Genomic DNA, 24,338 nt, shown 5'->3' on the forward strand with positions numbered 1-24,338 from the left:
AGGCAATGCAGGCGCGGGTGGCGCCACAAAAGGTGTTTCGTGTCCCGCGTCGCTTGCTATTAGAACAGCACCAGGCGGCGCCATAGCGTGTCCGGTTTTTCGGAATCGAGTGTGCAGGCGGGGCCGCAGATTGATGCGCTTTTCTTCCGTTCAGCAAACCGGGCAGCGGCGGGTTTCGAGAAGCCGCCACCGCATAAGAACGCTAGGCCGTTGCCGTTTTCAATGTCTCTATATCGCGCCGGGGTGGCGCGCCAAACATGCGCGAATATTCGCGGCTGAATTGCGACGCGCTTTCATAGCCCACCTGATAGGCCGCCGTCTCGGCGTTGGCCGTTCCCGCGGCCATCAGGTGGCGCGCTTCGAGCAGGCGGAGCTGCTTCTGGTATTGCAACGGTGTCATTGAGGTCAGCGCCTTGAACTGCCGGTGAAATGCCGACGGGCTCATTTGCGCAATGGCCGCCAGATCGTCGATGCGTAGGGTCTCGGTGAACTGGTCCCTGAGTGCATGGATCGCGGTAACGACTTTCTGCACATGACTGTTTGCCAGCACCACCGTGGCGACCTCGTTGCCGTGAGGCCCCGTCAGCATCCAGTAGCAGATTTCCCGCATGATCATCGGCGCGAGAATGGAAATAGCGTCAGGCGTATCGAGCAGCCGCACCATGCGAAGCACGCAGTCGGAGAGCGGGCCGTCAAAGTCGGTGACAAAAACACCGTGCCCGAGATGGTCGCCCGGCGTGGGCGGCGTATCGAGACATGCCATGACTTCGCGCATGATGGCCAGGTTGAATTCAATCACGACAGCGAGGTACGGCTCGGCCGGGCTGGCTTGCACGACCTTGCTGAATGCCGGCATCTCGACGCTCACGACCAAAGCTTGTCCTGCCCGGTAGTCGTAGCGCCTGTCACCGAATAGCGTCCACTTGGCGCCTTGAATGACGACACAAAGAGCCGGCTTCATGATCAGATGAGCGGGGTGCTTTTCGTGATCGGAGCGGAGCACGAGTAGTCCCTCGATAGCGGTCGCGAACGGGCTCTCCTTTCCGGCCTGCTTGTCGGTATAGCGTTTGACACTTTCGATTAGAGCATTCGACATAAGAACTTCCTTTGCGCCCGCATTGGTTCATTCGCGTTGGTTCATGTTACTGCCTCTCGTTTCATTCGGCGCAACCCTGAGCAGGATCAGGCAAGAAGTAGGGGAGTTAGGGCATTAAACCTCGCTGTCGGCGGGAATAAGCTTGCGTCCACTTACACCTGAAGCGGAGTGCAACATGACAGCAGGAGAATCAGCAGATGCCGTTTCGAAGATCGCAATCGTGACCGGCGGCAGTCGCGGCTTGGGGCGCAATACCGTGCTCCATCTCGCGAAGCGCGGTGTCGGTTCCCTATTCACTTATCGCGCCAATCGGGCGGAAGCAGAAAAGCTTGTCGGGCTAGTGTCGGAGGAAGGGCAAAGAGCGATTGCGTTGCCGCTCGACACCGGCAAAGTGGCGACGTTCGATTCGTTCGTGGAGCAGGTTCGGGCGTCGCTCGCCCAGTCGGGCGCCGAGCGTTTCGATTATCTCGTCAACAATGCCGGCATTTCGCACCACGCGCCGTTCGACAAGACAACCGAGGAAGAACTGGACGCGCTCTACAACGTCCATTTCAAGGGCGTGTTTTTTCTGACGCAGAAACTCCTGCCGCTTATCAATGACGGCGGCCGCATCGTGAATATCTCCTCGGGCCTGACCCGTATCGCTTTTCCGGGCAGTGCGCCGTATGCGTCCATGAAAGGCGCGGTCGAGGTTCTGACGCGTTATCTGGCGAAGGAACTCGGTCCGCGTCGAATTGCTGTCAATACCGTCGCGCCAGGCGCAATCGCCACGGACTTCAGCGGCGGCATGGTTCGCGACAATCCTGAGATCAACAAGCTCGTGGCGGATGCGACGGCGCTCGGCCGTGCGGGTCTGCCCGACGATATCGGACCGATGATTGCGGCGCTGCTGTCCGAAGATAACCGCTGGGTGAATGCCCAACGTATTGAAGTATCGGGTGGCATGTCTATATAGGCGTGCAGCAGGAGTCGACGAGCTGCTGCCAGACCAGCAGTTTGCCGGACCACAGGGACTTCTGCATCCCAACCGCCAGCATAAGCAGCCAGAACGCGATCCAGAGCCATAGCAGGCGTCGCACGCGGGGTGCGGGTCTGGATCCGCCGACGAGGTAGCTAGTGTTCACCTGACTGGCTCATTCGCATGATCGTGCGGGTCGGAGAGGGTGCGGGCGGCTAGGTATGCGCGATCAGCAGTTCCTCGGCATTGTTCGGCGGGCGCAGGCCATCTGTCCTGCCCTGGAAGTAGCGCTGCGTCAGATCCGCCGCCGAGACGTGCCGGGCTTCTTTAAAGCCTGCTTCGCGGGCCAGCGCCTGAATATCCGGCGGAGTGAAGAAGCTGAGGAACGGCGTGCCACTTGCCCGCGCGCCTTTCTCCGCCATCTCGAGCCCGGGGCGTACTTCGGGATCGGCCAGTTCGAGTGGCAGCAGGAACGTCATGGCGAGTGTCGAGCCTGGAGCGAGGGCGGCGACTTCGCGCAGCGTGGCCGCGTTCGCTTCCTTCGTGAGATACATGCTGACGCCCGTTGAGACCACGATCGCCGGCTTGCTCTCATCGAAGCCGGCGCTTACCAGTTCGTCCCGCCAGGAACCGCCCGCCTCGAAATCGACCGGTACGAAGCGCAGCCAGTCCGGCACGCCGAAGCCGAGTTCGATCAGGCGCTGACGCTTCCATGCCTGCGGGCCGGGCGGGTCGACCTCGAACACCTTGAGGCGGGACGCGAGCTCCGGTCTGCGTTGGGCGAAGGTGTCGAGGCCCGCGCCGAGGATCACATACTGGCTCACTCCGCGAGCCGCCTGCTCTACGACCAGATCCTCGATGAAGCGCGCCCGGGCCACGATGGACGCGCGAAACGGCCGCGTGAACTGCGGGTCCATGTCTCCGCGGCTGCGCCAGCTCTCGTCAGGGGCCAGCAGCTTAAGGCCGATGATGTCGTCCAGCACATGGGGCAGGGAATCAGCCTCGACATGCAGCGCGCGCCACAAGGCGACGCGTGCTGCGGTGCTGTCTGGCGCTGCATCTTGCTTGTCGTTCATGAGTATCGATCCTGTTTGCTGGTTTGTCCTGGCGTGAAGCCGACCTGAAGGTACTGTCGCCGCTTGCCGCTTGCCGCTTGCCGCTTGCCGCTTGTCGCCTGAAGCAGAGGTGCCGCGCTCCCGCATGAGTATTCCCGCGAGGACAATGGTAATCTTGCGCCGCTCCAGTCAACAAGTCTAACGACCGGCCAGAGATTCAACCGACCGGCGCGGCATCTTCCGCGCCGGCATCCCACATCGATCGAAAGAGTGACCATGACAAGTTCCATCTACAGCGCATCCGTTCCGGTTTTCAAGCAAATGCTGACGGCATTGTCCGACGTGCTGAAGAAAGCCGAAGCCCACGTCACCGAAAAGAACATCGAGCCGAACGCGCTGCTGCAGGCGCGCCTGTTCCCGGATATGTTCCCCCTCGTGCGCCAGGTGCAGATCGCTGCCGATTTCGCCAAAGGCGTGAGCTCGCGACTGGCCGGCGTCGAAGTGCCGTCGTGGCCCGACACCGAAGTCACGTTTGCCGACCTGCAAGCGCTCATCGCCAAGGCGTTGACCTACATTGGCTCGCTCGATGCCGCGCAATTCGACGGTAGCGAGAACAAGGAAATCGTTTTGCGTCCGGGTACGCCGAAAGAGAAGAAGCTGGTCGGCAGCGCCTATCTGCAAAACTACGGTTTGCCGCAGTTCTTCTTCCACGTGACCACGGCGTACGCGATTCTGCGCCACAACGGCGTCGAAATCGGCAAGCGCGACTATATGGGCGCTTACTGATCGTAGGCGCAGGGGGCGGGCGGGAGGAAGCCGGGTAGCCGCATGCGGTGGAGGAGGGGTATCGCATGTCATGCGATAGATTTTCTTCCCCTTGGGACAAGATATCGTCGTTAGTCGGCGGCTCGGCGAGCACGCATACTTCTTTCCCGGTGAGTCCGCCCGGACCTCACGCCCCCCGCGCAAAATCGACATATTAGGGACATGAACCTCAGAGCCATCAGCGTTATCGCAACCGCCCTCTTTACCTGTGCAATCGCAACCGTTAGCCGCGCGGCCGACGATCAGCAAAGCAGAATCAGTCAGACGGTGAGCCGGGCCATACAACCGGTCATGGCGAAAGACAACATCGCCGGCATGGCAGTCGGGATCGTCGACGGTGACAGACACTACGTATTCAACTATGGCCTCGCGTCGACGGAAACGAAGCAACCGGTCACGCGTGACACCTTGTTCGAACTCGGCTCTGTCAGCAAGACCTTGACGGCGACACTGGCGTCGTACGCCCAGGTGCGCGGCGATCTGTCTTTGTCGGATCAGTCGGAAAAGTATCTGCCGTCTCTGCGCAATAGCCCGTTCGGCAAGGTCAGTCTGCTCAATCTGGGCACGCACACGCCTGGCGGGCTCCCGTTGCAGGTGCCGGACTCGATCCACAACAACGATCAGTTGATGCAGTATTTCCAGCAATGGCAGCCCACCTATGCACCTGGAACCTATCGGACGTATGCCAACCCCGGTATCGGCGCGCTCGGTCTGATAACCGCGAAGAGCATGGGTCAGGATTTCAGCCGGTTGATGGAGAATCAGCTGTTTCCCGCACTCGATATGAAGCGCAGCTACATCAAGGTTCCCGCCAGTGCCTTGAACGACTACGCTCAGGGCTACACGAAACAGGGCGCGCCGATCAGAATGGCACCCGGCGTGTTGTCCGAGGAGGCCTACGGTGTGAGGACCACGGCGGCCGACATGATTCGCTTCGTGCAAGCCAATATGAATCTGATTCCGTTGGACCCGAAGCTCCAGCGTGCGGTGACGGAGACCCATACCGGATACTTCAAAGCCGGGCCGATGACCCAGGATCTGATATGGGAACAATATCCGTATCCCGTCAAACTGCAGACGTTGCTGGACGGCAATTCACCCGCAATGATCTTCAACGCAACGCCGGTCACGGCAATATCGCCGCCGCAGGCGCCTCGCGAAGACGTCTGGATCAACAAAACCGGCTCGACCAACGGCTTCGGCGCGTACATCGCATTTATTCCGCAGAAGCGGCTGGGGATCGTCATCCTCGCCAACAAGAACTTCCCCATTGAAGAACGGGTGAGCGCTGCATACCGGATTCTCACGTCGCTGGCCAACGGCCAACAATGACCAGGAAGATCCTCGATGAAAAGCGCTCGTTGCCTTCTTCTTCTCCTTCCTTCGCTCATGTGCGTTCAAACGGTCAAAGCTGCGGACAGCGCGCCGGCGGCGAAAGACACGGTCGTTTTGCAACGGGTTCCCGTTCCTGGAACCGATCGCGAAATGGGCATGGGGATTGCTGAATTTCCGCCGAACGCGTCGAAGCCGTGGCATAAGGCGACCGGTCCGGAGGTCGCGTACGTACTCGAGGGGGAGGTGACGGTGCAGGCCGACGGTCAGCCCACTCAGGTCGTTCGTGCGGGCGAGAGTTACCGGATGCCTGCCGGAGTCGTGCACGTCACCACGGCCGGACCGAAAGGCGCGAAGGTCATTGCGACCTGGGCCTGGGTGCCGGGGAAACCGTTCAATATCCGCGTGTCTAAATGACTTCGAAGCGACCTCGAAGTGACCTCGAAGCGACCTCGACGCGACGCGAGTGTTGATTGCGAAACCGAAGACGTATCGTGCTTTGTGCGAGCCGTTGTTATCGACCGTAGTCCTTAAGGAGAGCAAGCGATGAGCCGTCCGGATTTCATCAAACACTGGACTGAACTGGAAGAACCGGATGCGCATTCCTATCGCGGAGATACCGAGAAAATGGCGCTGGACGCACCGCTTTCCGCCGCGCTTGGCATTACGCGTATCGGTATTCATCACGTAAGGCTTTTGCCTGGCCGGCGGACCTCCTATCCGCACGCCGAGAGCACCGAGCAGGAGTTTGTGTACGTGCTCGAAGGCAAGCCCCATGTCTGGATCGACGGTGTGCTTCATGCACTTGCGGAAGGCGATTCCGTCGCGTTTCCGGCAGGCACCGGCATCTGCCACACCTTCATCAACAATACGCAGGACGAAGTCAGGCTGATGGTGATCGGCGAACGTCCGCGTGACGACAACCGCATTCGTTACCCGCTCAACGAAGCGTACGAACGCTCGCGCGCGGACCGCTGGGTGGACTGGCCCGTGAGGCCAATCGGAGAGCATGACGGGATGCCGGACTGAAGCCTGCGCGCGGATGTGCTTCGGCTGAGGGCCGCGGCGCGGTCCTGCAAATATTGGCGATTCAGGCTAGGCTACCCTGTGGGCCGTTTCCGGGTGGTGCCGAGGCGGCCGTGTCACAGCCTATTCCCGTCAGGAAAGTCATGAAACAACCGCTAACTATCGATTTTGTCTCCGATATCGCCTGCCCATGGTGCGCGATCGGCCTCTCGTCGCTCCAGCTTGCGCTGTCGCGTTTAGGCGATACGGTCGACGCCCAGGTCACCGTGCATCCCTTCGAACTGAATCCGGAGATGGGGCCGGACGGCGAGAGCATCGTTAATTATCTCGGCAAAAAGTACGGACGCACGCCGGAGCAGATCGCCGAAACGCAAGCAGCAATCCGCGAGCGTGGCGCAAGTGTCGGGTTTGATTTCGGCGCGCGCACGCATGTCTATAACACCTTCGATGCCCATCGCCTGCTGCATTGGGCCGGCCTCAAAGGCAAACAGTTGCCGCTCAAACTGGCGCTGCTGCGGGCCTATCATTCCGACGGCAAGGATCCGGGCAATCACGAGGTGCTGGCCGAAGCGGCTCGATCCGTCGGGCTCGATGCCGGGGAAGCCGGTGAGGTGCTGCGAAGCGGCGCCTATGCCGACGAGGTTCGTGCGGAAGAGCAGGAATACCAGGCGAAGGGCATCCAGTCCGTGCCGGCGATCATCTTTAACGGCCGGTATCTGGTGAGTGGCGGCCAGCCGGTGGAAACCTTCGAGCAGGTCATTCAGCAGGTTCTGGCCGAAAAGTAACAGACAGGCACGCTGGCGCGCCTTTCTCGGTGCGCTGGGCAGTCTCACGCCGGACCTCAAATAGTGGGACTCCGGCGTGCAATGCGTTCGCACCCGATATTAGGGAATGCCTAATTGAGCCACCGCCGTCCAGCGGCGTAGAATCGTCGCACATCGGTTTGAGGGCACCAGGCAATGCGTCTGGCTTCTCGTTGCGATTTCCGCCGTGATTTCAGCTGCGATACCCGGCGACGCCCGGCGCAGCGGCGTGCATGTCGTTTTCAATCCGCTGCTCGCAATGGGGCCGGCGGCGCTGGCGCCATTGTCGTTCCTTGCGCGCCATGACCCCGCTCATTTCCGTCAAGCGGCTCAGCAAGCACTTTCCCGGTGTGCGGGCGCTTCACGAAGTCCAGTTCGAACTCATGGCGGGTGAAGTCCACGCGCTGATGGGTGAGAACGGCGCCGGCAAGTCGACGCTGATGAAAATCCTCGCCGGCGTCTACACCCGCGACGCCGGTGAGATCCTCCGTGACGGCCAGCCGGTCGAATTTTCGAGCCCGCGCGAGGCGCAGGCCATGGGCATCGGCATCATTCATCAAGAGCTCCAGTTGATGAATCATCTGAGCGTCGCCCAGAACATGTTCATCGGCCGGGAGCCGCGCGGCCGTTTCGGCCTGTTCCTCGACGAAGACAAGCTCAACGCGCAGGCGCGCGACATTCTTGCCCGCATGCATGTGAATCTCGACCCGCGCGCGGTGGTCAGCACCCTGACGGTAGCCAGACAGCAGATGGTCGAGATTGCCAAGGCTTTGTCCTTCGATTCGCGCGTGCTGATCATGGACGAGCCGACCTCGGCGCTCAACGAAGCCGAGATCGCCGAGCTGTTCCGCATCATTCGCGAGTTGAAGAGCCGGGGCGTGGGCATCGTCTATATCTCGCACAAGATGGATGAGCTCAAGCAGATTGCCGATCGCGTTACCGTGCTGCGTGACGGCGAATATGTGGCGACCGTCTCCGCGAAAGACACCAGCGTCGAAGCGATCATCGGCATGATGGTCGGGCGAACCTTGACCGACGTGGCGCCTTCTCACGGTACGGCGGATAAAGGCGAGGTCGCGCTCGAAGTCAGGAATCTGAACGCCGGCCCGCTCGTCAGGGACGTCAGTTTCACGCTTCACAAAGGCGAGATATTGGGCTTTGCGGGCTTGATGGGCGCCGGTCGCACCGAGGTCGCGCGGGCAGTGTTCGGCGCCGATCCGAGCGAATCGGGCGAGATTGTCGTGAACGGCGTGAAAGTAACGATCAGGAATCCGAGCGATGCGGTCGCGCGCGGGATCGGCTATCTCTCGGAAGACAGGAAGCGCTTTGGTCTTGCGACCGGCATGAACGTCGAGGCGAACATCGTGATGTCCAACTTGCGCAAATTCCTGTCGCTCAACTTTTTCCTGCGCCGTGCCGAGATACGCCGGACAGCCGCGCATTTCATCAATCTGCTCGCCATTCGCACGCCGTCCGCGACGCAGGAGGTGCGGCTTCTCTCGGGTGGCAACCAGCAGAAAATTGTCGTCGCGAAATGGCTCGAGCGCGACTGCGACGTGCTCTTCTTCGACGAGCCGACGCGCGGTATCGACGTCGGCGCCAAAAGCGAAATCTACAAGCTCCTGCGCTCGCTTGCCGGGCAAGGCAAGGCGATCGTGATGATCTCGTCGGAGTTGCCGGAAATCCTGCGCATGAGCGACCGTATCGTCGTGATGTGCGAGGGCCGCGTTACCGGCGAACTGCTGGCCCGGGAGGCGACCCAGGAGCGCATCATGCAACTGGCGACGCAGCGTGAAACCCTGAAAGCGGCGTGAGCCTCGAGAGGTCTATGACATGACACTGCCATCGGATACGTCGGCGCTGGGTAGCAAGGAGAGAGCCTCGGGCCTGAGAGCCCGCGTCTTCGCGCCGACCGCCGTGCAAAAACTGCTGGCCTTCGGGAGCCTGATTCTCCTGCTGGTCTTTTTCAGTTTTGCGTCGCCCGCGTTCATGCAGATGGACAACATGCTGGGAATTTTGCAGGCGACGGCGGTCAACGGCGTGCTGGCGATCGCCTGCACCTTCGTGATCATCACCGGCGGCATCGATCTGTCCGTCGGTACGCTGATGACGTTCACGGCGGTGATTTGCGGCGTATTTCTGACCTACTGGCATTTGCCGATGTGGACCGGCGTGCTGGCCGCGATTGGCACGGGGGCGATCTGCGGGACCATTTCTGGCACCCTCACGGCGAAAATGAAAATACCGCCGTTCATTGCGACCCTGGGCATGATGCTGCTGCTCAAGGGCCTTTCGCTCGTCGTTTCGGCGGATAAGCCGATCTATTTCAGCGACACGGAAAACTTCTACCGGATCTCGCAGGATTCGCTGATCGGCTATGTGCTGCCGAACCTGCCTGTGCCGAATGCGGTGCTGATCCTGTTTTTCCTTGCGATCGTGAGTTCGATCACGCTTAACCGCACGGCGCTCGGCCGCTACACCTTTGCGCTCGGCAGCAACGAAGAAGCCGTGCGGCTTTCCGGCGTGAATGTCGATCGGTGGAAGATTGCGATTTATGGTCTGGCCGGCGCCATTTGCGGCGTTGCCGGACTGTTGATCGCCTCGCGCCTGAATTCGGCCCAGCCGGCGCTAGGTCAAGGTTACGAACTCGAAGCGATCGCGGCCGTGGTGATCGGCGGGACCTCGCTGAGCGGCGGCGCGGGCACGATTCTGGGCACGATTATCGGCGCGTTCATCATGAGCGTGCTGACCAACGGTCTGCGCATCATGTCCGTCGCGCAGGAATGGCAGATCGTGGTGACCGGCCTCATCATCATTCTCGCGGTCTACGCCGATATTTTGCGGCGCAAGAAGAGCTGACGAAGGCAAACGCCACACGGCACAAAGTCAAAGATCAAGAAAAGGGAGCGCAGAGGCTCCCCCAGGCTGGAGGTTGATGGCCCACTTAGGAGGAGAAACCCCATGTTGAAAAGAAGACTAATCGGTGTCGTGGTCGGCGTCGGCGCGCTCGTTGGCGGGGCGAATGCTGCGTATGCGCAGGACACCTACATCCCGCTGATTTCGAAAGGCTTCCAGCACCAGTTCTGGCAGGCCGTGAAGGCCGGCGCGGAGCAGTCGGCCAAGGAGCATAACGTCAGGATCACCTTCGAGGGGCCGGAAACCGAGGCGATGGTCGACAAGCAGATCGACATGCTCTCGGCCGCGCTTGCGAAGAAGCCTCAGGCGCTCGGCATTGCGGCGCTCGATAGCAAGGCGGCCATTCCGCTGCTGAAGCGGGCGCAGGCCGCGAAGATACCGGTTATCGCCTTCGACTCCGGCGTCGACAGCGACATTCCGCTGACTACCTGCGCGACCGACAACATTGCGGCGGCCGCGCTCGCCGCCGACAAGATGGCCGCGGCGATCGGCGATGCGGGCGAGGTGGGGCTGATCGTGCACGACCAGACGAGCCGTACCGGCGTCGATCGCCGCGACGGCTTCCTGAACGAGATGAAAGCAAAGCACCCGAACATCAAGATCGTCTCGGTGCAGTACGGCGGCGGCGACCATCTGAAGTCGGCGGAAATCGCCAAGACGATGATTCAGGCCAACCCCAATCTCAAGGGCATTTTCGGCTCGAATGAAGGCTCGGCGGAGGGCGCCGCGATCGGTGTCAAGGAATCGGGCAAGAAGCTTGTCCTGATTGGCTACGATTCCGGCAAGGAACAGAAGGAAGACATCACGTCCGGCTTGATGTACGGCGCGATCACGCAGAACCCGATCGGCATCGGCAAGTGTGTGGTCGACTCCGCGGTCAAGGCGCTCAAGGGCGAGAAGCTGCCGAAGAAAGTCGACACGGGCTTCTACTGGTACGACAAGAGCAATATCAGCGATCCCAAGATCGCCGCCGTGCTCTACGACTGAGCGTCGCAGCAAGGCGCGAAGACAGAGGAGGGCGCAACGCGTCCTCTGCGTCTTCCGTCCTGCATGGCAGGGCGAGAGGGTGGCCGCAAAGAGACCGGGTGAGCGCACCCGGTCTCTTTGCTCATAGGCTGAAGTCGATCGCTGTCCAACAGGAGGGTGTTCAGATGCCCACGATCACCAGGCTGTCCGTGCGGGACATCCGCTTCCCGACTTCGCGTTCGCTCGACGGCTCCGACGCGATGAACGCCGCGCCGGATTACTCCGCCACCTACGTGACGCTCGAAACCGATTCGCCGAAAGGCTTTACCGGCCACGGCCTCACGTTCACCATCGGCCGTGGCAACGAGATTTGCGTGACGGCGGTGCAGGCGCTGGCTCCGCTGATCGTCGGCAAAACGCTCGAGGATATCGCCGCGAACATGGGCGCTTTCTGGCGCACGCTGACCTCGGATAGCCAGCTGCGCTGGATCGGGCCGGACAAGGGCGCGATTCACCTCGCGACGGCGGCGGTCGTGAACGCGGCCTGGGACCTGTGGGCCAAAGCCGAAGGCAAGCCGGTGTGGAAACTGCTCGTCGACATGAGCCCCGAAGAACTCGTGGCTTGTCTCGACTTCCGCTATGTGACCGATGCGATTACGCCGCAGGAAGCCATCGCCATGCTGCACCGTCATGCGAAAACCCGGGGCGAGCGCGAGAAGGAGATGCTGGCGCACGGCTATCCGGCTTACACGACGTCGGCCGGCTGGCTCGGTTACGACGACGCCAAGATTCGCCGGCTCGCGCGGGAAGGCGTCGCGCAGGGCTGGACGCACTTCAAGCAGAAGGTGGGCGGCAATCTCGAGGAGGATATGCGCCGGGCTCGCATCCTGCGCGAGGAGATCGGCGAAAACCTGAAGCTGATGATGGATGCGAACCAGGTATGGGATGTCGACGAAGCGGTCGCGAACATGCGGCAACTGGCGCAATTCGATCCGTGGTGGATCGAGGAACCGACGAGCCCCGACGACATACTCGGCCACGCGGCGATCCGGCAGCGGATTCGGCCGGTCGGCGTCGCGACGGGCGAGCACTGCCATAACCGGGTGATGTTCAAGCAGTTGCTGCAGGCGCAGGCCATCGACTTCTGTCAGGTCGATAGTTGCCGGCTCGGCGGTCTGAACGAGGTGATCGTCGTGCTGCTGATGGCGGCGAAGTTCGGCGTGCCCGTGTGTCCGCATGCGGGCGGCGTCGGTTTGTGCGAGTACGTGCAGCATATTTCGCTGTTCGACTATATCTGCGTGTCGGCGTCGCTGGAAAACCGCGTGCTCGAATACGTGGACCATCTGCATGAGCATTTTGTCGACCCGGTCGTGATTCGAAACGGCCGGTATATGCCGCCGCAACGCGCGGGCTACAGCATTGAAATGCATGCGGCGTCGCTCGATCAGTATGACTTTCCCGAGGGGCCGGCGTGGCGGATATGAAAGGGTACGCGCGGGCCGGCGCGGCCCGCGCCGGCATCTGGATCGGGCACACCCCTCTGATTAGCAGGCTTCGTTGGGCAAGTTCTTTCAGGTAGCATCGGTTCCAATATATGGGTTTTCGGTGTCGTCGGCGGTATTAGCGACGCCATCGTTAAGCCAAAAAATTCGAAGCCAGAAACCTGAGAGAGACCAGCAAGAGCCCGGACAATACGTACAAGACCGGCGGGCTCCGCATGGAAAGTCATTTGGAAGAGCCCGCCCGCTTGCTTAGCGGGCGGCTCTTTTGCGAGCGCTCGTGCCGCGCGGGAACAACCCGGGCATTCGGGCCGCGTAGGAAGCCCCGCGCTTACCTGTCGCCAGACTGGGCGGTGCCGCCGGAGAGATGTTTGAGCCACAGGCTCATCAGACCCGCCCGGCCTCGCACGCCGTATTTGCGGAAGATCCCGGTGATATAGGAATGGGTGGTCGAGGCGGCGAGGCCAAGCCGCTCGGCGATCTGTTTTTCAGTCGCCTCCGTCAGCAGCAGTTCAACCACTTTGCGTTCGTGCGGCGCGAGGACGGACAACAGTGCCGATGGCGCGGCCGCACGGCGACGGAGTTCGGTCACGTCGCGGGCGACACCGACACGCAAACGCTCATGCTCCAGCCACTGCGCGGACCATGTGACGTAGACGTCGCTGCCATTCTTATGACGATAGCGGTTTTCAAACCCTACCCGTTTGCGGCCGGCCAACACCTCTTTGGCTTCCCGGCGCGTGGCGTCCTGATCGGCGGGAACCACGAAATCAATGATGAACTGGTCGGCGAAATCGCCCGGCGCGTAGCCGAATATATCCTCGCACGCGCGACTGGCATGGCGGATACGGCCCGTCTCGCTGACGAGGAAGATTGCGTCGGGCGAAAACTCCGCCGCCGTGGTGACAAGGTCTTCGATGACTTCACTTTTCATGGCTGTGTACTGACTCCTACGCCTGCGGATCGCGCTTGTGAGATCACCATTTCGCGTGATGTTCGGGAGATAGAAAGCAGCAGAAAGCAGATCAGGTTGCGCGGACAGCGTAGCGCGATAAAACTATACGGTCAATTTTGCCTGATGAGTGCGCAGATTCGTCCGGATGCTGAAAAAATTTCCAGTTGCCGGACTATTTACCTGCGAACTGTGACGGTTTGATTACGGCGGATCGTGGCAAGATGCATTGCAGCGGTCGAGCATGAGCCGTTCTGCAGTGCACAGGTCGATGATGATGGAATTCTGTTCTGCCGCCGGCCATTACGCGAAATGGCCGGTTCACTGCGCGAATCGATGAGCTGCGCGCCGGTGGCGGCGCGCAGCTATGCCGGCTCCGTCAACCAGGAATCACGGGCTCGACCAGCTTGGCCAACTGCACGAGCGACTCCTGCCAGCCGAGGTAGCACATCTCCAGAGGAATGACCTCGGGCACGCCTTCCTGCACGACGGAGAGTTCTGTTCCGCAGGACACCTGCCGCAATGAAACGGTGACATGCATCTCGCCGGGCAGGTTCGAGTCGTCGAATCGGTCCGTGTAGCGGATCGTTTCGAACGGCACCAGTTCGATGTATTCGCCGCCGAATGAGTGGCTATTGCCGGTGCCGAAGTTGCGGAAGGACATCTTGTGGGTGCCGCCCACGCGGGCATCCATGTGGTGGACCTGGCAGGTGAACCCATAGGGCGGGAGCCACCTGACTATTGCATCGGGTTCAAGGAAGGCCCGATAGATGCGTTCAGGAGGCGCACGCAAGACGCGTTGGAGGCGGACTGTTCCAGTAGCCATGGTGTGTTTGCCTTTCAGTTGAGGGGTTGAACATACCTCAACGACGGTTCGGCGACGCCGGTATCGACATAGGCCGGGATCGGGAAAAACCCGTAGACGCCAATGCGAGAGCTTTCCTGAGCGACGCCGCCGGGACTTCCGTCGGCGCCTGCCTAACGCCCCCGGCGAGCCCGTCTGTGCCGTGTCATCCGCGAGGCGGTGTCCAGTCTGGAAACGGGTCGGGAAAGTCACGCCACGCGGTTTCCGAACGGGCAAGTTCTTCATCGCTTAACAGGCAGACATCGAACGACGCGCGCAACGACGCCTCGTCCATGCCCGTGCCGATCAGGACCAACTCCTGTTGGCGATCGCCAAAGCGCCCGTCCCACCGGCTGCGAATCATCGCCTGCGCCTCGGGGTCCTGTGGCCACGACTGTTTCGGCACGGCCGCCCACCACGTCCCCGCGCGCCCATGCCGAGAGATCGCGCCGGCCTGCGACCATTCGCCGACAGCATGATTGCGCGAGGCGAGCCAGAAGTATCCTTTCGACCGCACCACGCCGGGCCATTCGCATTGAATCCAGTCGAAGAAGCGCTTCGGATGGAACGGGCGGCGAGCGCGATAGACGAAGCTGGTAATGCCGTATTGCTCGCTTTCGGGAATATGCTCGCCGCGCATTTCCTTGAGCCATCCGGGCGCTTGCGACGCGGCCTCGAAGTCGAATAGCCCCGTATCGAGAATCCGGTCGATCGGAACCTGGCCGAAATGGCTTTGCACAATCGACGCCCGCGAGTTGAGCACGCGCAGCACGCCCTTGAGTTGATCGATCTGATCCGCTGTTACGAGATCGGTTTTGTTCAGCACGATCACGTCGCAGAACTCGATCTGCTCGGTCAGCAGGTCGACGACCGTTCGCCGGTCTTCTTCGCCCATGGTTTCGCCCCGATCGGCCAGAAAATCGTGCGAACCGTAATCGCGCACGAAATTGTAGGCGTCGACGACGGTGACCATGGTGTCGAGGCGCGCGACATCGGAAAGACTGTGGCCTGCTTCGTCGCGGAAAGTAAAGGTTTCGGCAACCGGTAAAGGCTCGGAAATTCCTGTCGACTCGATCAGCAAGTAGTCGAAACGCCGTTCCCGTGCGAGACGCTGGATTTCGATCAGCAAATCCTCCCGCAGGGTGCAGCAAATGCAGCCATTGCTCATTTCGACAAGCTTTTCGTCGATATGTGAAAGCTGGCTGCCGCCGTCGCGGATCAACTGGGCGTCGATGTTGACTTCTGACATGTCGTTCACGATCACGGCCACCCGCTTGCCTTCACGGTTATTCAGGACATGGTTAAGAAGCGTGGTTTTGCCTGCGCCGAGAAAACCGGACAGCACGGTGACAGGAAGCTTGTGCATGGGGAGAGGCCTTGAAATGATGAAAGGCAAGGCGCGTATGTCAACGCGACAACGCGACCCGGTTAATTCGACATGTTATAACATAACATTTGCGACGGGCTCAACCGGGTTCTCCAAGCTTGACGCGCGCATCCCTCGGCTCGGACGCTGCTTCAGGCTGTCGTGCCGGGGGCACGGATACCGGGCGGCGCGATGCCGCGGCAAATCATTGTTGCCCGTCCGAACGGCCGCCGCCCAGCGCCTCGAGCAGTGGCCGCAACGCATCCAGTTCCGCGCCGAAACCGCTCCAGTCACCCGCCTTCAATCGTGCGATGGCGCGGTCATAGTGTGCAAGCGCTTCGCGGGCACGCGCGTCCGCCGTGCCCTGAGGCGGCGATGCAAGCGGCGCGCTTTCTTCGAAGAGCGCCGCCAGCGCTTCACCCAAGGTCTCTTTCATCACCACCCGGTCCCCATACGCGGCGATCACGCGCTTCAACTCGGGTAACTGACCCGACTCCGCGCGCAGATAGAGCGGCGAGACGTAGAGGAGTGAGTTCTCAATCGGCACGATGAGCAGATGGCCGCGAATGACACGCGAACCCATCTGGTTCCACAGCGATATCTGCTGGGAAATCTCGGTGTTTTGCTGAATGCGAGCCTCGATCTGGAACGGCCCGTAGACGAGCTTGTCCTTCGGAAACGAGTAGACGATGAGCTTGCCGTAGTTGGGTGGATCGCAACGTGCGGCGAGCCACGCGATCATGTTGTCGCGCTGGCTGGGCACCATCGGCAGCATCAGGACGAACTCCTCGCGCGATTCGTGAGGCAAGCGCATGATCATGTAGTAGGGCGTCATCGGTGTGCCGGGACTATTTCCCCCGTCAATGCCGACCAGTTCCCGGGGGAACTGCCAGAGGTCCTCGCGGTTGTAGAAAACCTCCGGCGCATCCATGTGGTAAGCCCGATATAGCTGCGCCTGAACCTGGAACAGATCTTCGGGGTAGCGGATATGTTGCTGCAGGTCTTGCGGCATCGCCGCGAGAGGCTTGAACAGACCCGGGAAGATGCGCTGATAAGTCCGCAGGATCGGATCGGCCGGATCGCTGACATAGAAATCGACCGTGCCGTTGTACGCGTCGATTACCACCTTGACCGCGTTACGGATGGTATTGGCGCCGTTGTCGAAATCCGCCTGAGCGTAGGGGAACCAGTTGCTCGTCGTATAGGCGTCCTGCATCCAGAAGAGACGCCCGTTGCTTGTGACGAGATAGGGATCGTGATCGAGACGCAGGAACGGAGCAATCGTACGCACCCGGTCCTGAATGTTACGGTGCAGCAGGATGCGGCTGGCATGCGTGATGTAGCCGGTCAGCAGAATGTTCAGATCTCCGAAGTGCCACGCGAACAGACTGCGGCGCGCGATGCTGCCGATCGCAATCCCATCGCGCCCACTGTACGTGGTGTAGACATTATCTTTGCCCTTTGGGTAGTCGAATTCGGGAACACTGCCTTTCACGATGACATAGCCTTCACTCCCTTCGCCGAAATACAGCCGCGGCTCGCGAATCACCGGTCCGCCGTGAGCGACCGGCGGAATATCCTGCAGATAGAAAGAGGGCAGACCTTCCGGCGATTTTTCGGTGACTGGCGACATCACGACACCGTTGCCGTGAGTGAACAGGAGGTGCAGGTTCACCCACGTCTGGGCATTTACAGAAAGCATCGACGGCGCCAGTTCGCGGGCTGACAGCATCACCTGCCGGTAGCCGGAGTCGAGCCGGTAGCGGTCGATATCGACGGAGAGGAATTTGTAGTAAGTCCGGATCTCCTGCAATTGCGCGTAGGTATCCATCAGCGGCTGCACATCCCATAGGCGGATGTTGTCGATGGTCGCGCGGTTGGCTTCGAGCGAGGCGAGATTCAGTTCCTGCCCGGCCGGAAATGGCTTTACTTCGATCTGCGAGAGGCCGTAAGCCATTCGCGTTAGCGCGATATTGTGCTTGATGTAGGGCATTTCCAGTTGCAGCTCGCTCGGCTTGACATAGAAGCGCTCGAACAGCGCCGGGTAGACCACGGCGAACACGAACGAGGTGCCGAATACCAGTACTACCGAGGCGGCGGGAATGCGATAGTCCCGCCGGCGCATATTGACCCACGAAGCGACGGCGGCAACGAGGGCGAAGCCGGTGAGTACCCACAAGACCGGAAGTACGACGTGGACGTCGGTATAGCTTGCGCCGACCACGACACCGTTATCGCCGTACAGCAGCAAGAAACGCTCGAGTGTGCAGGACCACGCTTTCACGACGAAGAACGCGCCGAGCAGCGCTGAAGCATGAATGGTGGCTGGGGCAGAGAGTCCGCGCGGTGGCCGCTCGAACGTGATGTCGCCGCGCAGCCCATAGACCAGGCCCGCAACGATCGCACTCAGGAAGACCAGTTGCAGCAACCAGTTCTTGAGTACCAGATAGGCGGGCAGTGAGAACAGATAGAAGCCGATGTCCCGTCCAAAGACAGGATCGCGCTCGCCATAGGGCACCTGATGCAGGAAGCGCAGCACCAGATCCCAGTTGGAGATGTTGCTGGCCGCGACGATCATCCCCAGGACAATCGCGCTACCGGCAATGCTGGCGCGCCAGCGAATCCGCGGTGCGAGCTGGTCCGCGAGTTCGCTGATGAACTCCGGCGGACCTGACAGACGGGCCGCTTCCACTTGCCAACTGCCTGGGCGTCGCGCGTAACGATGCGCGACGAAGCCCGACGCGGCTATGATGCCGGCCGACGCTGCGCACACCGCGCCAAACAGAAGTAGCTTGGCGGAGAAAACCGTCCAGAAAACGTCGGCATAGCCGATTGAAGCAAACCACAACCAGTCGACTACGACACGGGTGATGCGCCCGGCAACGATCAATCCGGCCACGAAGACCGTCAGCGTGATGGCGGCGCGTCTGACGACCACGCGGGAGCGGGGTTGCGAATCCATTGCCCCTCCTTTGTCAGGGCACCACTCGTGGCCGGCGGCAATCAGGTCTGCATGAATTGCCGATCCGTCGTGAATCCGGCTGACCGCTTTGTCGATGCATCGGCCGACGCTGCCGCGCGCGGTCAATGCATGATGGAAGCCATATAAACAATTGTAGTCCGGTGGGATAGCGTGCGCGGGCGCCACGGGACATCTTGCGGACCGGGTTGCTAGTGAGAACGATCTTGCGTCGCTTTTTTCTTCGGCCGTTTCGCTGCATTGCGCGTGACGCCTGTCGCCGCCGCGTCAACACAGCTGGCGAGATGTCGAGCGGCTATTTCAATCTCGCTGTCGGTGAACGCGCCGAGGCCCAGTATCAAACCCGGCCGGGCGTTGCCAGCCGAATACATGGGAGACACTGCCCGTACGGCAACGCCGCTTTGCGCCGCTAACGACGCCACAGCGGTGTCGTCGACGCCCTCACGCAGCCAGAGCACCATGTGCATGCCTTGATCGCTGGGCTGCAACCAGGCGAGTTCCTTCGGCAGCAGCCGCTCGACGGTCTCGATGATTTGCACGCGGCGCTCGGCATAGACACTGCGAATTCGCCGGATGTGACGGTCCAGATTGCCTTCCGCAATGAAGGCCGCCAGTACGTGCTGATCGGCGTTCGGCGGATTGCGGTCCATCAGCACGCGCGCGCCGCAGAACGCGTCGACAAGGTAGTCGGGAACCACGGCATAACCCAGACGCAACGATGGAAACAGAATCTTGCTGAAGGTGCCGAGATAGATCACACGGCTCGGATCGAGTCCCTGCAGCGACGGAAACGGATGGCCGGCATAACGCAGTTCGCTGTCGTAGTCGTCCTCGACGATCCAGGCATTGTGTGTGCGAGCCCATGCCAGTAGCGCGTTGCGTCTTGCCATGCTCATCGGCATGCCTAACGGGTATTGATGTGACGACGTGACGAATGCAGCGCGGGCGTGCGCACCGAGTTCAATGCCGGCGTCGACGTCGAGCCCTTCCGCATCGACGGGTACCCGGATCATGCGCCCGGGACGGCCGGTGCTTTCGAGGATGGCCGTGATGCCCCGGTACGCCGGGTCTTCCACCCACGCTGAGTCGTCGGCGTCGAGCAGCACCTGGCAGGACAGATAAAGGCCTTGCTGCGTACCGCTCGTGATGATGACCTGGCCGGCTTCGCAGCGGACCGAGCGGGACCGTCTGACGTAGTCGGCGACGGCTTCACGCAGCGCGTGTGCGCCCTGCGGATCGCCATAACCCGCGGGTGCGCCGGGACCCCGGGCGCGCACACGGTTGCCGAGCCGCCGCCAGATATCGTCCGGCAGGGCACGGCCAACCGGCACCGACACGGCGAAGGGGGCAGCCGGTACGGCTGAAAATTGACGCGCAACCTGCGCGAGCAGGTGGGCACGTCCCGGAAGCGAAGCGGGCTCGACCGGGGACGGGCGCGCCTGGACGTCGGCAGGCGGCGTCAACGAGTGCGCCACGCTTGTGCCTGCTCTCGGGCTTGCCGTCAGGAAACCTTCCGCGATCAACTGATCGAATGCTTCGATAACGGTGCCGCGTGCGACCTGCAAGGACGCGGCGAGTATGCGCGTGGACGGCAGCATTTCGCCTGCTTGCAGATCGCCGCGACGTATCGCGTCGCGCAGCAGTTGGGCGAGTTGACGCCCTAGCTGGCCGGCCGTTCGATCCAGCGTGCCGATCGACGGAAGTTCGACCGTTCTGGGTTGCCTGGTCATTGCATTCTGGTTCAGTGATATTTGCCGAAACTGGCTCTACGAAACGAACCAGTTTAGCGCGAAAATTTTGTCATGGCCTTTAACGGATCTGACATGTACATACCCGCCCATTTCGACGAACCTCGCACTGAAGTCCTGCATACCCTGATCAAGGAGAATCCTTTTGGCATTCTGTTCACGCATGGCAGGAGCGGAATGGACGCCAATCACATTCCCTTTGAACTGAAAGCCGCAGAGGGCACGTGCGGCGTTCTGCATGCCCATGTCGCCCGTGCCAATCCTGTCTGGCAGGACGTGGCCGATGGCGACGAAGTGCTGGTTGTGTTTCGCGCCGGGGACGCCTATATCTCGCCGTCGTGGTATCCGAGCAAGCACGAGTTTCACAAGCAGGTGCCTACATGGAATTACCGCGTGGTACATGCCTACGGCCGCATTAGCATCCACGACGACGAGCGATACGTTCGTGGGGTGGTCGGCCGGCTGACACGCACTCATGAGGCGTCTCAGCCCAAGCCATGGAAGATGACGGATAGCCCCGCCGACTACATCGACGCGATGCTGAAGGCGATCGTCGGCGTGGAGATCGAGATCACGCGCCTCGTCGGGAAGATAAAGCTGGGTCAGAACAAGGACGTGCGGGATATCCGGGGAGCCGGTGCGGCACTCAACGAGCAGGGAGAAAACGTAGTGGGTGATGCCATGCTGGCTTACGCGGAGATCAAGGCCCGGTAGCAGTGTTGGTCCTTCCCGATGGAATCATCGGGAAGGAGGAGTAACTCAAGGCGGACGCCGGCTCGCTAAAGAAGATACCGGTTGCCGAGGCGCTCATGTACGTTCGGGATTATTGCCGCCGTGCAGTTCGCCGAACAGCCGGGCACCGAGCAGCCCCATCGCCAGGATGCCCATGCCGAACGGCAGCGCGTCGGTCGTCACCTTGAGCTCAAAATCGCCCACGCGGCAAACGAGAAGATAGCCGACGACGATATTGAAGAAACCCCATAGCACATTGACCGTCGATGACGACAGTCCTTTTCCCGGTGGTTTCGCGAACGGACTCTGGAACGGTTCGCCCATCACGCCACTGACGAAATGAGGCACCGCATTCGACAGAAAGGCACCGCCAAAAAAATAACAGACCACATGCAGCCAATCCATTTCAGATGCTCCTGATGCTGAGTAGATCGATGTGTGGGACGGTTTTCATGAAGTACCCGAGCGGGTTCAGAAGTCGGCCAACCGTTGCAGCAGTCCCACCGCGGCGGCGAGCGTTGCCTGTTCCTGCGCGGACAGTTGCGCCTGGAGCGCGCGGAGCAGCCAATCCTCTTTCGCTGCGCGATTCGCCTGGAGCGCTCGCCTGAACCTGGGGGTCAGGTCGATAAGTGTTTGGCGTCCGTCGGCTGGGTCGGCTTTGCCTTTGATAACGCCTAACGTCTCGAGGCCGGCAACCGTGATCCGCATGGACTGTGGTTTCACGCCCTCCGCCCGCGCCAAAGCGGAAACGGTAGCGGGGCCATCACGATCCAGATGGAAGAGTACCGACGTCTGGGCCGACGTAAAGTCGCCGGTCTGCGAATGCTCTCGCGCGCGGCGCACCAATCTGCTCACGGAAATGCGTAGTTCGCCAGCAAGAGCGGCCAGGTCGATAGGTTGGGGCGGCGATGATGGCTTGTTCATGCCGCAACCATAGCAGGTATACAGTTAATCTGTACAGGTTAACTGTATATTTTTCGTTCACACAAAAAGGCACCGCTCCTGAAGTAAGAATTGACGCGACGCGCTCCTGTCCAGCGAGAGGCGGGCGAAGATTGGACCGCTATGCCGGCAGGAGTCCCGCCACGCGATAGCTGTCAATTAACGCGTCATAGAGCGAGATATCCGAGCGGCTTCTCGCAATGAGCTGAGCGCCGGCGATGGCGGCGAAGATGGCGCGAGCCCGCCGTTCGCACTCCCTGGAATTGACCACGGCTGCTGCGGACAGCACCTTGCTCAGCCACGCAACATTCACATCGGTGAAAGTCTGCACCTCTTTTTGCACCGCTTCAGGCAGATCGTCATATTCGGCGGCCATGAAGCTGCAAAGGCACATGCGGTTGTCGTTCGCGAGCGCCGTGCGAAACGTGTCGGGGTACTGACGCAGACAGCGAAGTGGGTCCGAAGATTGGGCCAATAGTGCATCCAGAGCAGCCGCTGAGTCTTCCCAATAACGCCTCGCTACCGCAGCGCCGAGCTCGGCCTTGCTGGGGAAATGATGGTAGATGCTCGCGGCCCGGATGCCGACCTCTTCCGCGAGATCGCGAAAATTCAAGCCGCCGTAACCATGCGCCTGCGCGACCTTTTTGGCGGCCGCCAGGATGTTTTCCCTGGAGTTTGAGCTTGCGTCGTTCCTCACTGCTGCCGCCCTCGTAATTGAAAAAATGACTGTTGACGGGGAGCATTATAGCTTCTAAAGTAAACCTACCAAGTGGCAGGTAGACTCGTAACGATACACGTTTCCACGTCATCTGTTCCTATGAAGGCAAACTGTAAAGAGGTAAACAATGAGTTCCGACATCGTCAATCTTGACCTGAACAAACCGGCTGCGATGAAGATTTACGACTGGCCCACCGGCCCTTATCCGGCTCGCGTCCGCATCGCTTTGGCCGAGAAGAACCTGCAGTCGCGCGTTCAATTTGTGACGGTCAATCTTTGGAAGGGCGAGCACAAGAAGGCGGAGTTCCTCGCCAGGAACTACTCAGGTACGCTGCCGGTGCTCGAACTCGACGACGGGACCTTGATTGCCGAGTGCACGGCCATTACCGAATACCTTGACGCGCTTGATGGCGCACCCACGCTGACCGGCAGCACACCACGCGAGAAGGGTGTGATTCATATGATGAGCAAGCGCGCTGAACTGGAGTTGCTCGACGCCGTCAGTGTTTATTTCCACCACGCCACGCCGGGGCTTGGACCGGACGTCGAGATTTATCAGAACGCCGAGTGGGGGTTCCGTCAGCGCGACAAAGCCCTGAGGGGTATGCATTACTTCAATGCTGTTCTGGCGAGGCAGCCGTTCGTTGCCGGTGAGGCCTTCTCGATGGCCGACATTACGGTGATAGGTGGTTTGATTTTCGCGGGGCTTGTGAAGCTGGCGGTGCCGGCGGAGTGTGAGGCGCTTCAAGCCTGGTATGTCCGGATGCAGGAGCGTTCCAGCGTAAAGAACTATGTGACGATGTCGGAACCGACGGCGGCGTCCGTTTGAGCTTGCGGCCGTGGCGCGCGCGATTGGTTTGATCCGGCAATCAGGAGGAGGGGCGACCGCGCCTTTCCTGCGGCAAATCGGATATCGGGCTCCACCTGGAGTTACCGGCGGCTTGCGTCTATCCTTGTGTCACAGCTTTGGCTGGCGGCGGCGTCGTCGAGGTCGTCCGCATGCTTCGATAATGGCTGCCGCCCAGCGAGGGCAAACCCCAAAAAGGAGAAAACCAAATGTCACGATCCATCTCGCAGCGCGTTCTCATGGTGTTCGGTGGTCTGGCTCTGGCGGGCACGCTGAGCCTGGCCCAAGCGGCGCCGGTTTCATTCGACGTGCCGTTGACGGGCGCCCAGCAGGTTCCTCCCGTGCAGACGCCTGGCAGCGGCAGCGCGAGCCTCACATACGATCCCGGCACGCGGGTCGTGACCTGGAACGTCAGCTTTAGCGGATTGTCGAGTCAGGCCACCATGGCGCATTTTCATGGACCCGCCCCAGCCGGTAAGAACGCCGACGTGAAGGTCTGGATTTCCCAGAAAGGCACCATGGAGATGACGAGCCCGCTCAGCGGCCAGGCCACGCTGTCCCCGGATGAAGCCAAGATGTTCGAAGCCGGTGATATGTACATCAACGTTCACACCAAGAACCACCCGGGCGGTGAAATCCGTGGCCAGGTCGTGCCGCCGAAGAGCAACTGACGCGACCCACTAACGCCACCACCAACGCCACCACCAACGCGGCACCCTGAGACCGGATTCGC

23 protein-coding genes are annotated in these 24,338 nt (G+C 60.9%); 13 read left to right on the forward strand and 10 right to left on the reverse strand.

The genetic code is table 11. The features are described 5' to 3' along the window. Positions 1 to 202 precede the first annotated feature (202 nt). Positions 203 to 1,096, reverse strand: a complete 894-nt coding sequence (locus tag AC57B6_RS26265) for an AraC family transcriptional regulator (protein WP_106352959.1) — start codon at positions 1,094 to 1,096, stop codon at positions 203 to 205. 175 nt (positions 1,097 to 1,271) lie between these two features. Between AC57B6_RS26265 and AC57B6_RS26270 the strand changes: the two genes are divergently transcribed. Beyond that, positions 1,272 to 2,051, forward strand: coding sequence for an SDR family NAD(P)-dependent oxidoreductase (locus AC57B6_RS26270; protein ID WP_496422399.1), 780 nt, complete (start codon positions 1,272 to 1,274; stop codon positions 2,049 to 2,051). A 218-nt stretch (positions 2,052 to 2,269) separates the two neighbouring features. Here AC57B6_RS26270 and AC57B6_RS26275 read toward each other — a convergent pair whose 3' ends face one another. Then, complete coding sequence (locus AC57B6_RS26275) at positions 2,270 to 3,130, reverse strand: class I SAM-dependent methyltransferase (RefSeq protein WP_030098961.1); 861 nt, start codon at positions 3,128 to 3,130, stop codon at positions 2,270 to 2,272. A gap of 255 nt (positions 3,131 to 3,385) precedes the next feature. Between AC57B6_RS26275 and AC57B6_RS26280 the strand changes: the two genes are divergently transcribed. The 9 genes from AC57B6_RS26280 (at position 3,386) to AC57B6_RS26320 (ending at position 12,461) form a co-directional block, all read left to right on the forward strand. Then, positions 3,386 to 3,895 carry a DUF1993 domain-containing protein gene (locus AC57B6_RS26280; RefSeq protein ID WP_106352957.1) on the forward strand — a complete coding sequence of 170 codons (510 nt, stop codon included), beginning with the start codon at positions 3,386 to 3,388 and terminating at the stop codon, positions 3,893 to 3,895. 201 nt (positions 3,896 to 4,096) lie between these two features. Continuing rightward, positions 4,097 to 5,266 carry a class C beta-lactamase gene (gene ampC / locus AC57B6_RS26285; RefSeq protein ID WP_496422400.1) on the forward strand — a complete coding sequence of 390 codons (1,170 nt, stop codon included), beginning with the start codon at positions 4,097 to 4,099 and terminating at the stop codon, positions 5,264 to 5,266. Between the two features lie 15 nt (positions 5,267 to 5,281). Beyond that, complete coding sequence (locus AC57B6_RS26290; RefSeq protein ID WP_496422401.1) at positions 5,282 to 5,683, forward strand: cupin domain-containing protein; 402 nt, start codon at positions 5,282 to 5,284, stop codon at positions 5,681 to 5,683. Positions 5,684 to 5,812: 129 nt separating this feature from the next. Further along, positions 5,813 to 6,295 carry a cupin domain-containing protein gene (locus tag AC57B6_RS26295; RefSeq protein ID WP_178370303.1) on the forward strand — a complete coding sequence of 161 codons (483 nt, stop codon included), beginning with the start codon at positions 5,813 to 5,815 and terminating at the stop codon, positions 6,293 to 6,295. Positions 6,296 to 6,435: 140 nt separating this feature from the next. Continuing rightward, on the forward strand, positions 6,436 to 7,077 hold the full coding sequence (locus AC57B6_RS26300; protein ID WP_028193941.1) for a DsbA family oxidoreductase: 642 nt from the start codon (positions 6,436 to 6,438) through the stop codon (positions 7,075 to 7,077). Positions 7,078 to 7,397: 320 nt separating this feature from the next. After that, positions 7,398 to 8,909 carry a sugar ABC transporter ATP-binding protein gene (locus AC57B6_RS26305; RefSeq protein ID WP_030098957.1) on the forward strand — a complete coding sequence of 504 codons (1,512 nt, stop codon included), beginning with the start codon at positions 7,398 to 7,400 and terminating at the stop codon, positions 8,907 to 8,909. 19 nt (positions 8,910 to 8,928) lie between these two features. After that, a complete protein-coding gene (locus tag AC57B6_RS26310) occupies positions 8,929 to 9,954 on the forward strand; it encodes an ABC transporter permease (RefSeq protein ID WP_028193939.1) in 1,026 nt (341 codons plus the stop codon). A gap of 102 nt (positions 9,955 to 10,056) precedes the next feature. Then, a complete protein-coding gene (locus AC57B6_RS26315) occupies positions 10,057 to 10,998 on the forward strand; it encodes an ABC transporter substrate-binding protein (protein WP_028193938.1) in 942 nt (313 codons plus the stop codon). A gap of 164 nt (positions 10,999 to 11,162) precedes the next feature. Beyond that, complete coding sequence (locus AC57B6_RS26320; protein WP_046571375.1) at positions 11,163 to 12,461, forward strand: L-fuconate dehydratase; 1,299 nt, start codon at positions 11,163 to 11,165, stop codon at positions 12,459 to 12,461. A 346-nt stretch (positions 12,462 to 12,807) separates the two neighbouring features. On the opposite strand, the gene AC57B6_RS26325 is transcribed toward AC57B6_RS26320, so the two are convergent. The 5 genes from AC57B6_RS26325 to pdxR form a co-directional block, all read right to left on the reverse strand. Beyond that, a complete protein-coding gene (locus AC57B6_RS26325; protein ID WP_496422402.1) occupies positions 12,808 to 13,410 on the reverse strand; it encodes a helix-turn-helix transcriptional regulator in 603 nt (200 codons plus the stop codon). Between the two features lie 397 nt (positions 13,411 to 13,807). Then, positions 13,808 to 14,254 carry an SRPBCC family protein gene (locus AC57B6_RS26330; RefSeq protein ID WP_028193935.1) on the reverse strand — a complete coding sequence of 149 codons (447 nt, stop codon included), beginning with the start codon at positions 14,252 to 14,254 and terminating at the stop codon, positions 13,808 to 13,810. Between the two features lie 184 nt (positions 14,255 to 14,438). After that, positions 14,439 to 15,638, reverse strand: a complete 1,200-nt coding sequence (gene zigA / locus AC57B6_RS26335; RefSeq protein ID WP_028193934.1) for a zinc metallochaperone GTPase ZigA — start codon at positions 15,636 to 15,638, stop codon at positions 14,439 to 14,441. 205 nt (positions 15,639 to 15,843) lie between these two features. Beyond that, positions 15,844 to 18,600, reverse strand: coding sequence for a UPF0182 family membrane protein (locus AC57B6_RS26340; protein WP_496422403.1), 2,757 nt, complete (start codon positions 18,598 to 18,600; stop codon positions 15,844 to 15,846). A gap of 209 nt (positions 18,601 to 18,809) precedes the next feature. Continuing rightward, complete coding sequence (gene pdxR / locus AC57B6_RS26345; protein WP_496422404.1) at positions 18,810 to 20,348, reverse strand: MocR-like pyridoxine biosynthesis transcription factor PdxR; 1,539 nt, start codon at positions 20,346 to 20,348, stop codon at positions 18,810 to 18,812. A gap of 93 nt (positions 20,349 to 20,441) precedes the next feature. Between pdxR and AC57B6_RS26350 the strand changes: the two genes are divergently transcribed. After that, a complete protein-coding gene (locus tag AC57B6_RS26350; protein WP_106352951.1) occupies positions 20,442 to 21,080 on the forward strand; it encodes an FMN-binding negative transcriptional regulator in 639 nt (212 codons plus the stop codon). Between the two features lie 93 nt (positions 21,081 to 21,173). Here the strand turns inward: AC57B6_RS26350 and AC57B6_RS26355 are convergent, their stop codons facing one another. The 3 genes from AC57B6_RS26355 to AC57B6_RS26365 all read right to left on the reverse strand — a co-directional run bounded on the left by AC57B6_RS26355 (position 21,174) and on the right by AC57B6_RS26365 (position 22,737). Continuing rightward, positions 21,174 to 21,503, reverse strand: coding sequence for a hypothetical protein (locus tag AC57B6_RS26355; protein WP_444514585.1), 330 nt, complete (start codon positions 21,501 to 21,503; stop codon positions 21,174 to 21,176). A gap of 66 nt (positions 21,504 to 21,569) precedes the next feature. Next, the gene (locus AC57B6_RS26360) at positions 21,570 to 22,022 is read right to left on the reverse strand and encodes a MarR family winged helix-turn-helix transcriptional regulator (RefSeq protein WP_178370299.1); all 453 of its coding nucleotides are present in this window, start codon (positions 22,020 to 22,022) and stop codon (positions 21,570 to 21,572) included. Between the two features lie 139 nt (positions 22,023 to 22,161). Further along, positions 22,162 to 22,737, reverse strand: coding sequence for a TetR/AcrR family transcriptional regulator (locus AC57B6_RS26365; RefSeq protein WP_028193928.1), 576 nt, complete (start codon positions 22,735 to 22,737; stop codon positions 22,162 to 22,164). Positions 22,738 to 22,885: 148 nt separating this feature from the next. On the opposite strand from AC57B6_RS26365, the gene AC57B6_RS26370 reads away from it, so the two are divergent. Together AC57B6_RS26370 and AC57B6_RS26375 are read left to right on the forward strand one after the other, a co-directional pair. Further along, positions 22,886 to 23,587, forward strand: a complete 702-nt coding sequence (locus AC57B6_RS26370; protein WP_200898864.1) for a glutathione S-transferase — start codon at positions 22,886 to 22,888, stop codon at positions 23,585 to 23,587. 227 nt (positions 23,588 to 23,814) lie between these two features. Next, on the forward strand, positions 23,815 to 24,276 hold the full coding sequence (locus AC57B6_RS26375) for a CHRD domain-containing protein (RefSeq protein ID WP_444514587.1): 462 nt from the start codon (positions 23,815 to 23,817) through the stop codon (positions 24,274 to 24,276). Positions 24,277 to 24,338: the final 62 nt, after the last annotated feature.

It is taken from the genome of Paraburkholderia sp. BGA-UO-ETr-F12 (genome assembly GCF_059567945.1).

Bases quoted from the DNA above. Each gene is read 5' to 3' on its own strand.
- AC57B6_RS26360 (WP_178370299.1), bottom strand. From the start codon at position 22,022: ATGAACAAGCCATCATCGCCGCCCCAACCTATCGACCTGGCCGCTCTT.
- AC57B6_RS26270 (WP_496422399.1), top strand. From the start codon at position 1,272: ATGACAGCAGGAGAATCAGCAGATGCCGTTTCGAAGATCGCAATCGTG.
- AC57B6_RS26265 (WP_106352959.1), bottom strand. From the start codon at position 1,096: ATGTCGAATGCTCTAATCGAAAGTGTCAAACGCTATACCGACAAGCAG.
- AC57B6_RS26330 (WP_028193935.1), bottom strand. From the start codon at position 14,254: ATGGCTACTGGAACAGTCCGCCTCCAACGCGTCTTGCGTGCGCCTCCT.
- AC57B6_RS26320 (WP_046571375.1), top strand. From the start codon at position 11,163: ATGCCCACGATCACCAGGCTGTCCGTGCGGGACATCCGCTTCCCGACT.
- pdxR (WP_496422404.1), bottom strand. From the start codon at position 20,348: ATGACCAGGCAACCCAGAACGGTCGAACTTCCGTCGATCGGCACGCTG.
- AC57B6_RS26355 (WP_444514585.1), bottom strand. From the start codon at position 21,503: ATGGATTGGCTGCATGTGGTCTGTTATTTTTTTGGCGGTGCCTTTCTG.
- AC57B6_RS26300 (WP_028193941.1), top strand. From the start codon at position 6,436: ATGAAACAACCGCTAACTATCGATTTTGTCTCCGATATCGCCTGCCCA.
- AC57B6_RS26305 (WP_030098957.1), top strand. From the start codon at position 7,398: ATGACCCCGCTCATTTCCGTCAAGCGGCTCAGCAAGCACTTTCCCGGT.
- AC57B6_RS26315 (WP_028193938.1), top strand. From the start codon at position 10,057: ATGTTGAAAAGAAGACTAATCGGTGTCGTGGTCGGCGTCGGCGCGCTC.
- AC57B6_RS26295 (WP_178370303.1), top strand. From the start codon at position 5,813: ATGAGCCGTCCGGATTTCATCAAACACTGGACTGAACTGGAAGAACCG.
- AC57B6_RS26340 (WP_496422403.1), bottom strand. From the start codon at position 18,600: ATGGATTCGCAACCCCGCTCCCGCGTGGTCGTCAGACGCGCCGCCATC.
- AC57B6_RS26275 (WP_030098961.1), bottom strand. From the start codon at position 3,130: ATGAACGACAAGCAAGATGCAGCGCCAGACAGCACCGCAGCACGCGTC.
- AC57B6_RS26310 (WP_028193939.1), top strand. From the start codon at position 8,929: ATGACACTGCCATCGGATACGTCGGCGCTGGGTAGCAAGGAGAGAGCC.
- ampC (WP_496422400.1), top strand. From the start codon at position 4,097: ATGAACCTCAGAGCCATCAGCGTTATCGCAACCGCCCTCTTTACCTGT.
- AC57B6_RS26325 (WP_496422402.1), bottom strand. From the start codon at position 13,410: ATGAAAAGTGAAGTCATCGAAGACCTTGTCACCACGGCGGCGGAGTTT.
- AC57B6_RS26280 (WP_106352957.1), top strand. From the start codon at position 3,386: ATGACAAGTTCCATCTACAGCGCATCCGTTCCGGTTTTCAAGCAAATG.
- AC57B6_RS26370 (WP_200898864.1), top strand. From the start codon at position 22,886: ATGAGTTCCGACATCGTCAATCTTGACCTGAACAAACCGGCTGCGATG.
- AC57B6_RS26375 (WP_444514587.1), top strand. From the start codon at position 23,815: ATGTCACGATCCATCTCGCAGCGCGTTCTCATGGTGTTCGGTGGTCTG.
- AC57B6_RS26290 (WP_496422401.1), top strand. From the start codon at position 5,282: ATGAAAAGCGCTCGTTGCCTTCTTCTTCTCCTTCCTTCGCTCATGTGC.
- AC57B6_RS26350 (WP_106352951.1), top strand. From the start codon at position 20,442: ATGTACATACCCGCCCATTTCGACGAACCTCGCACTGAAGTCCTGCAT.
- zigA (WP_028193934.1), bottom strand. From the start codon at position 15,638: ATGCACAAGCTTCCTGTCACCGTGCTGTCCGGTTTTCTCGGCGCAGGC.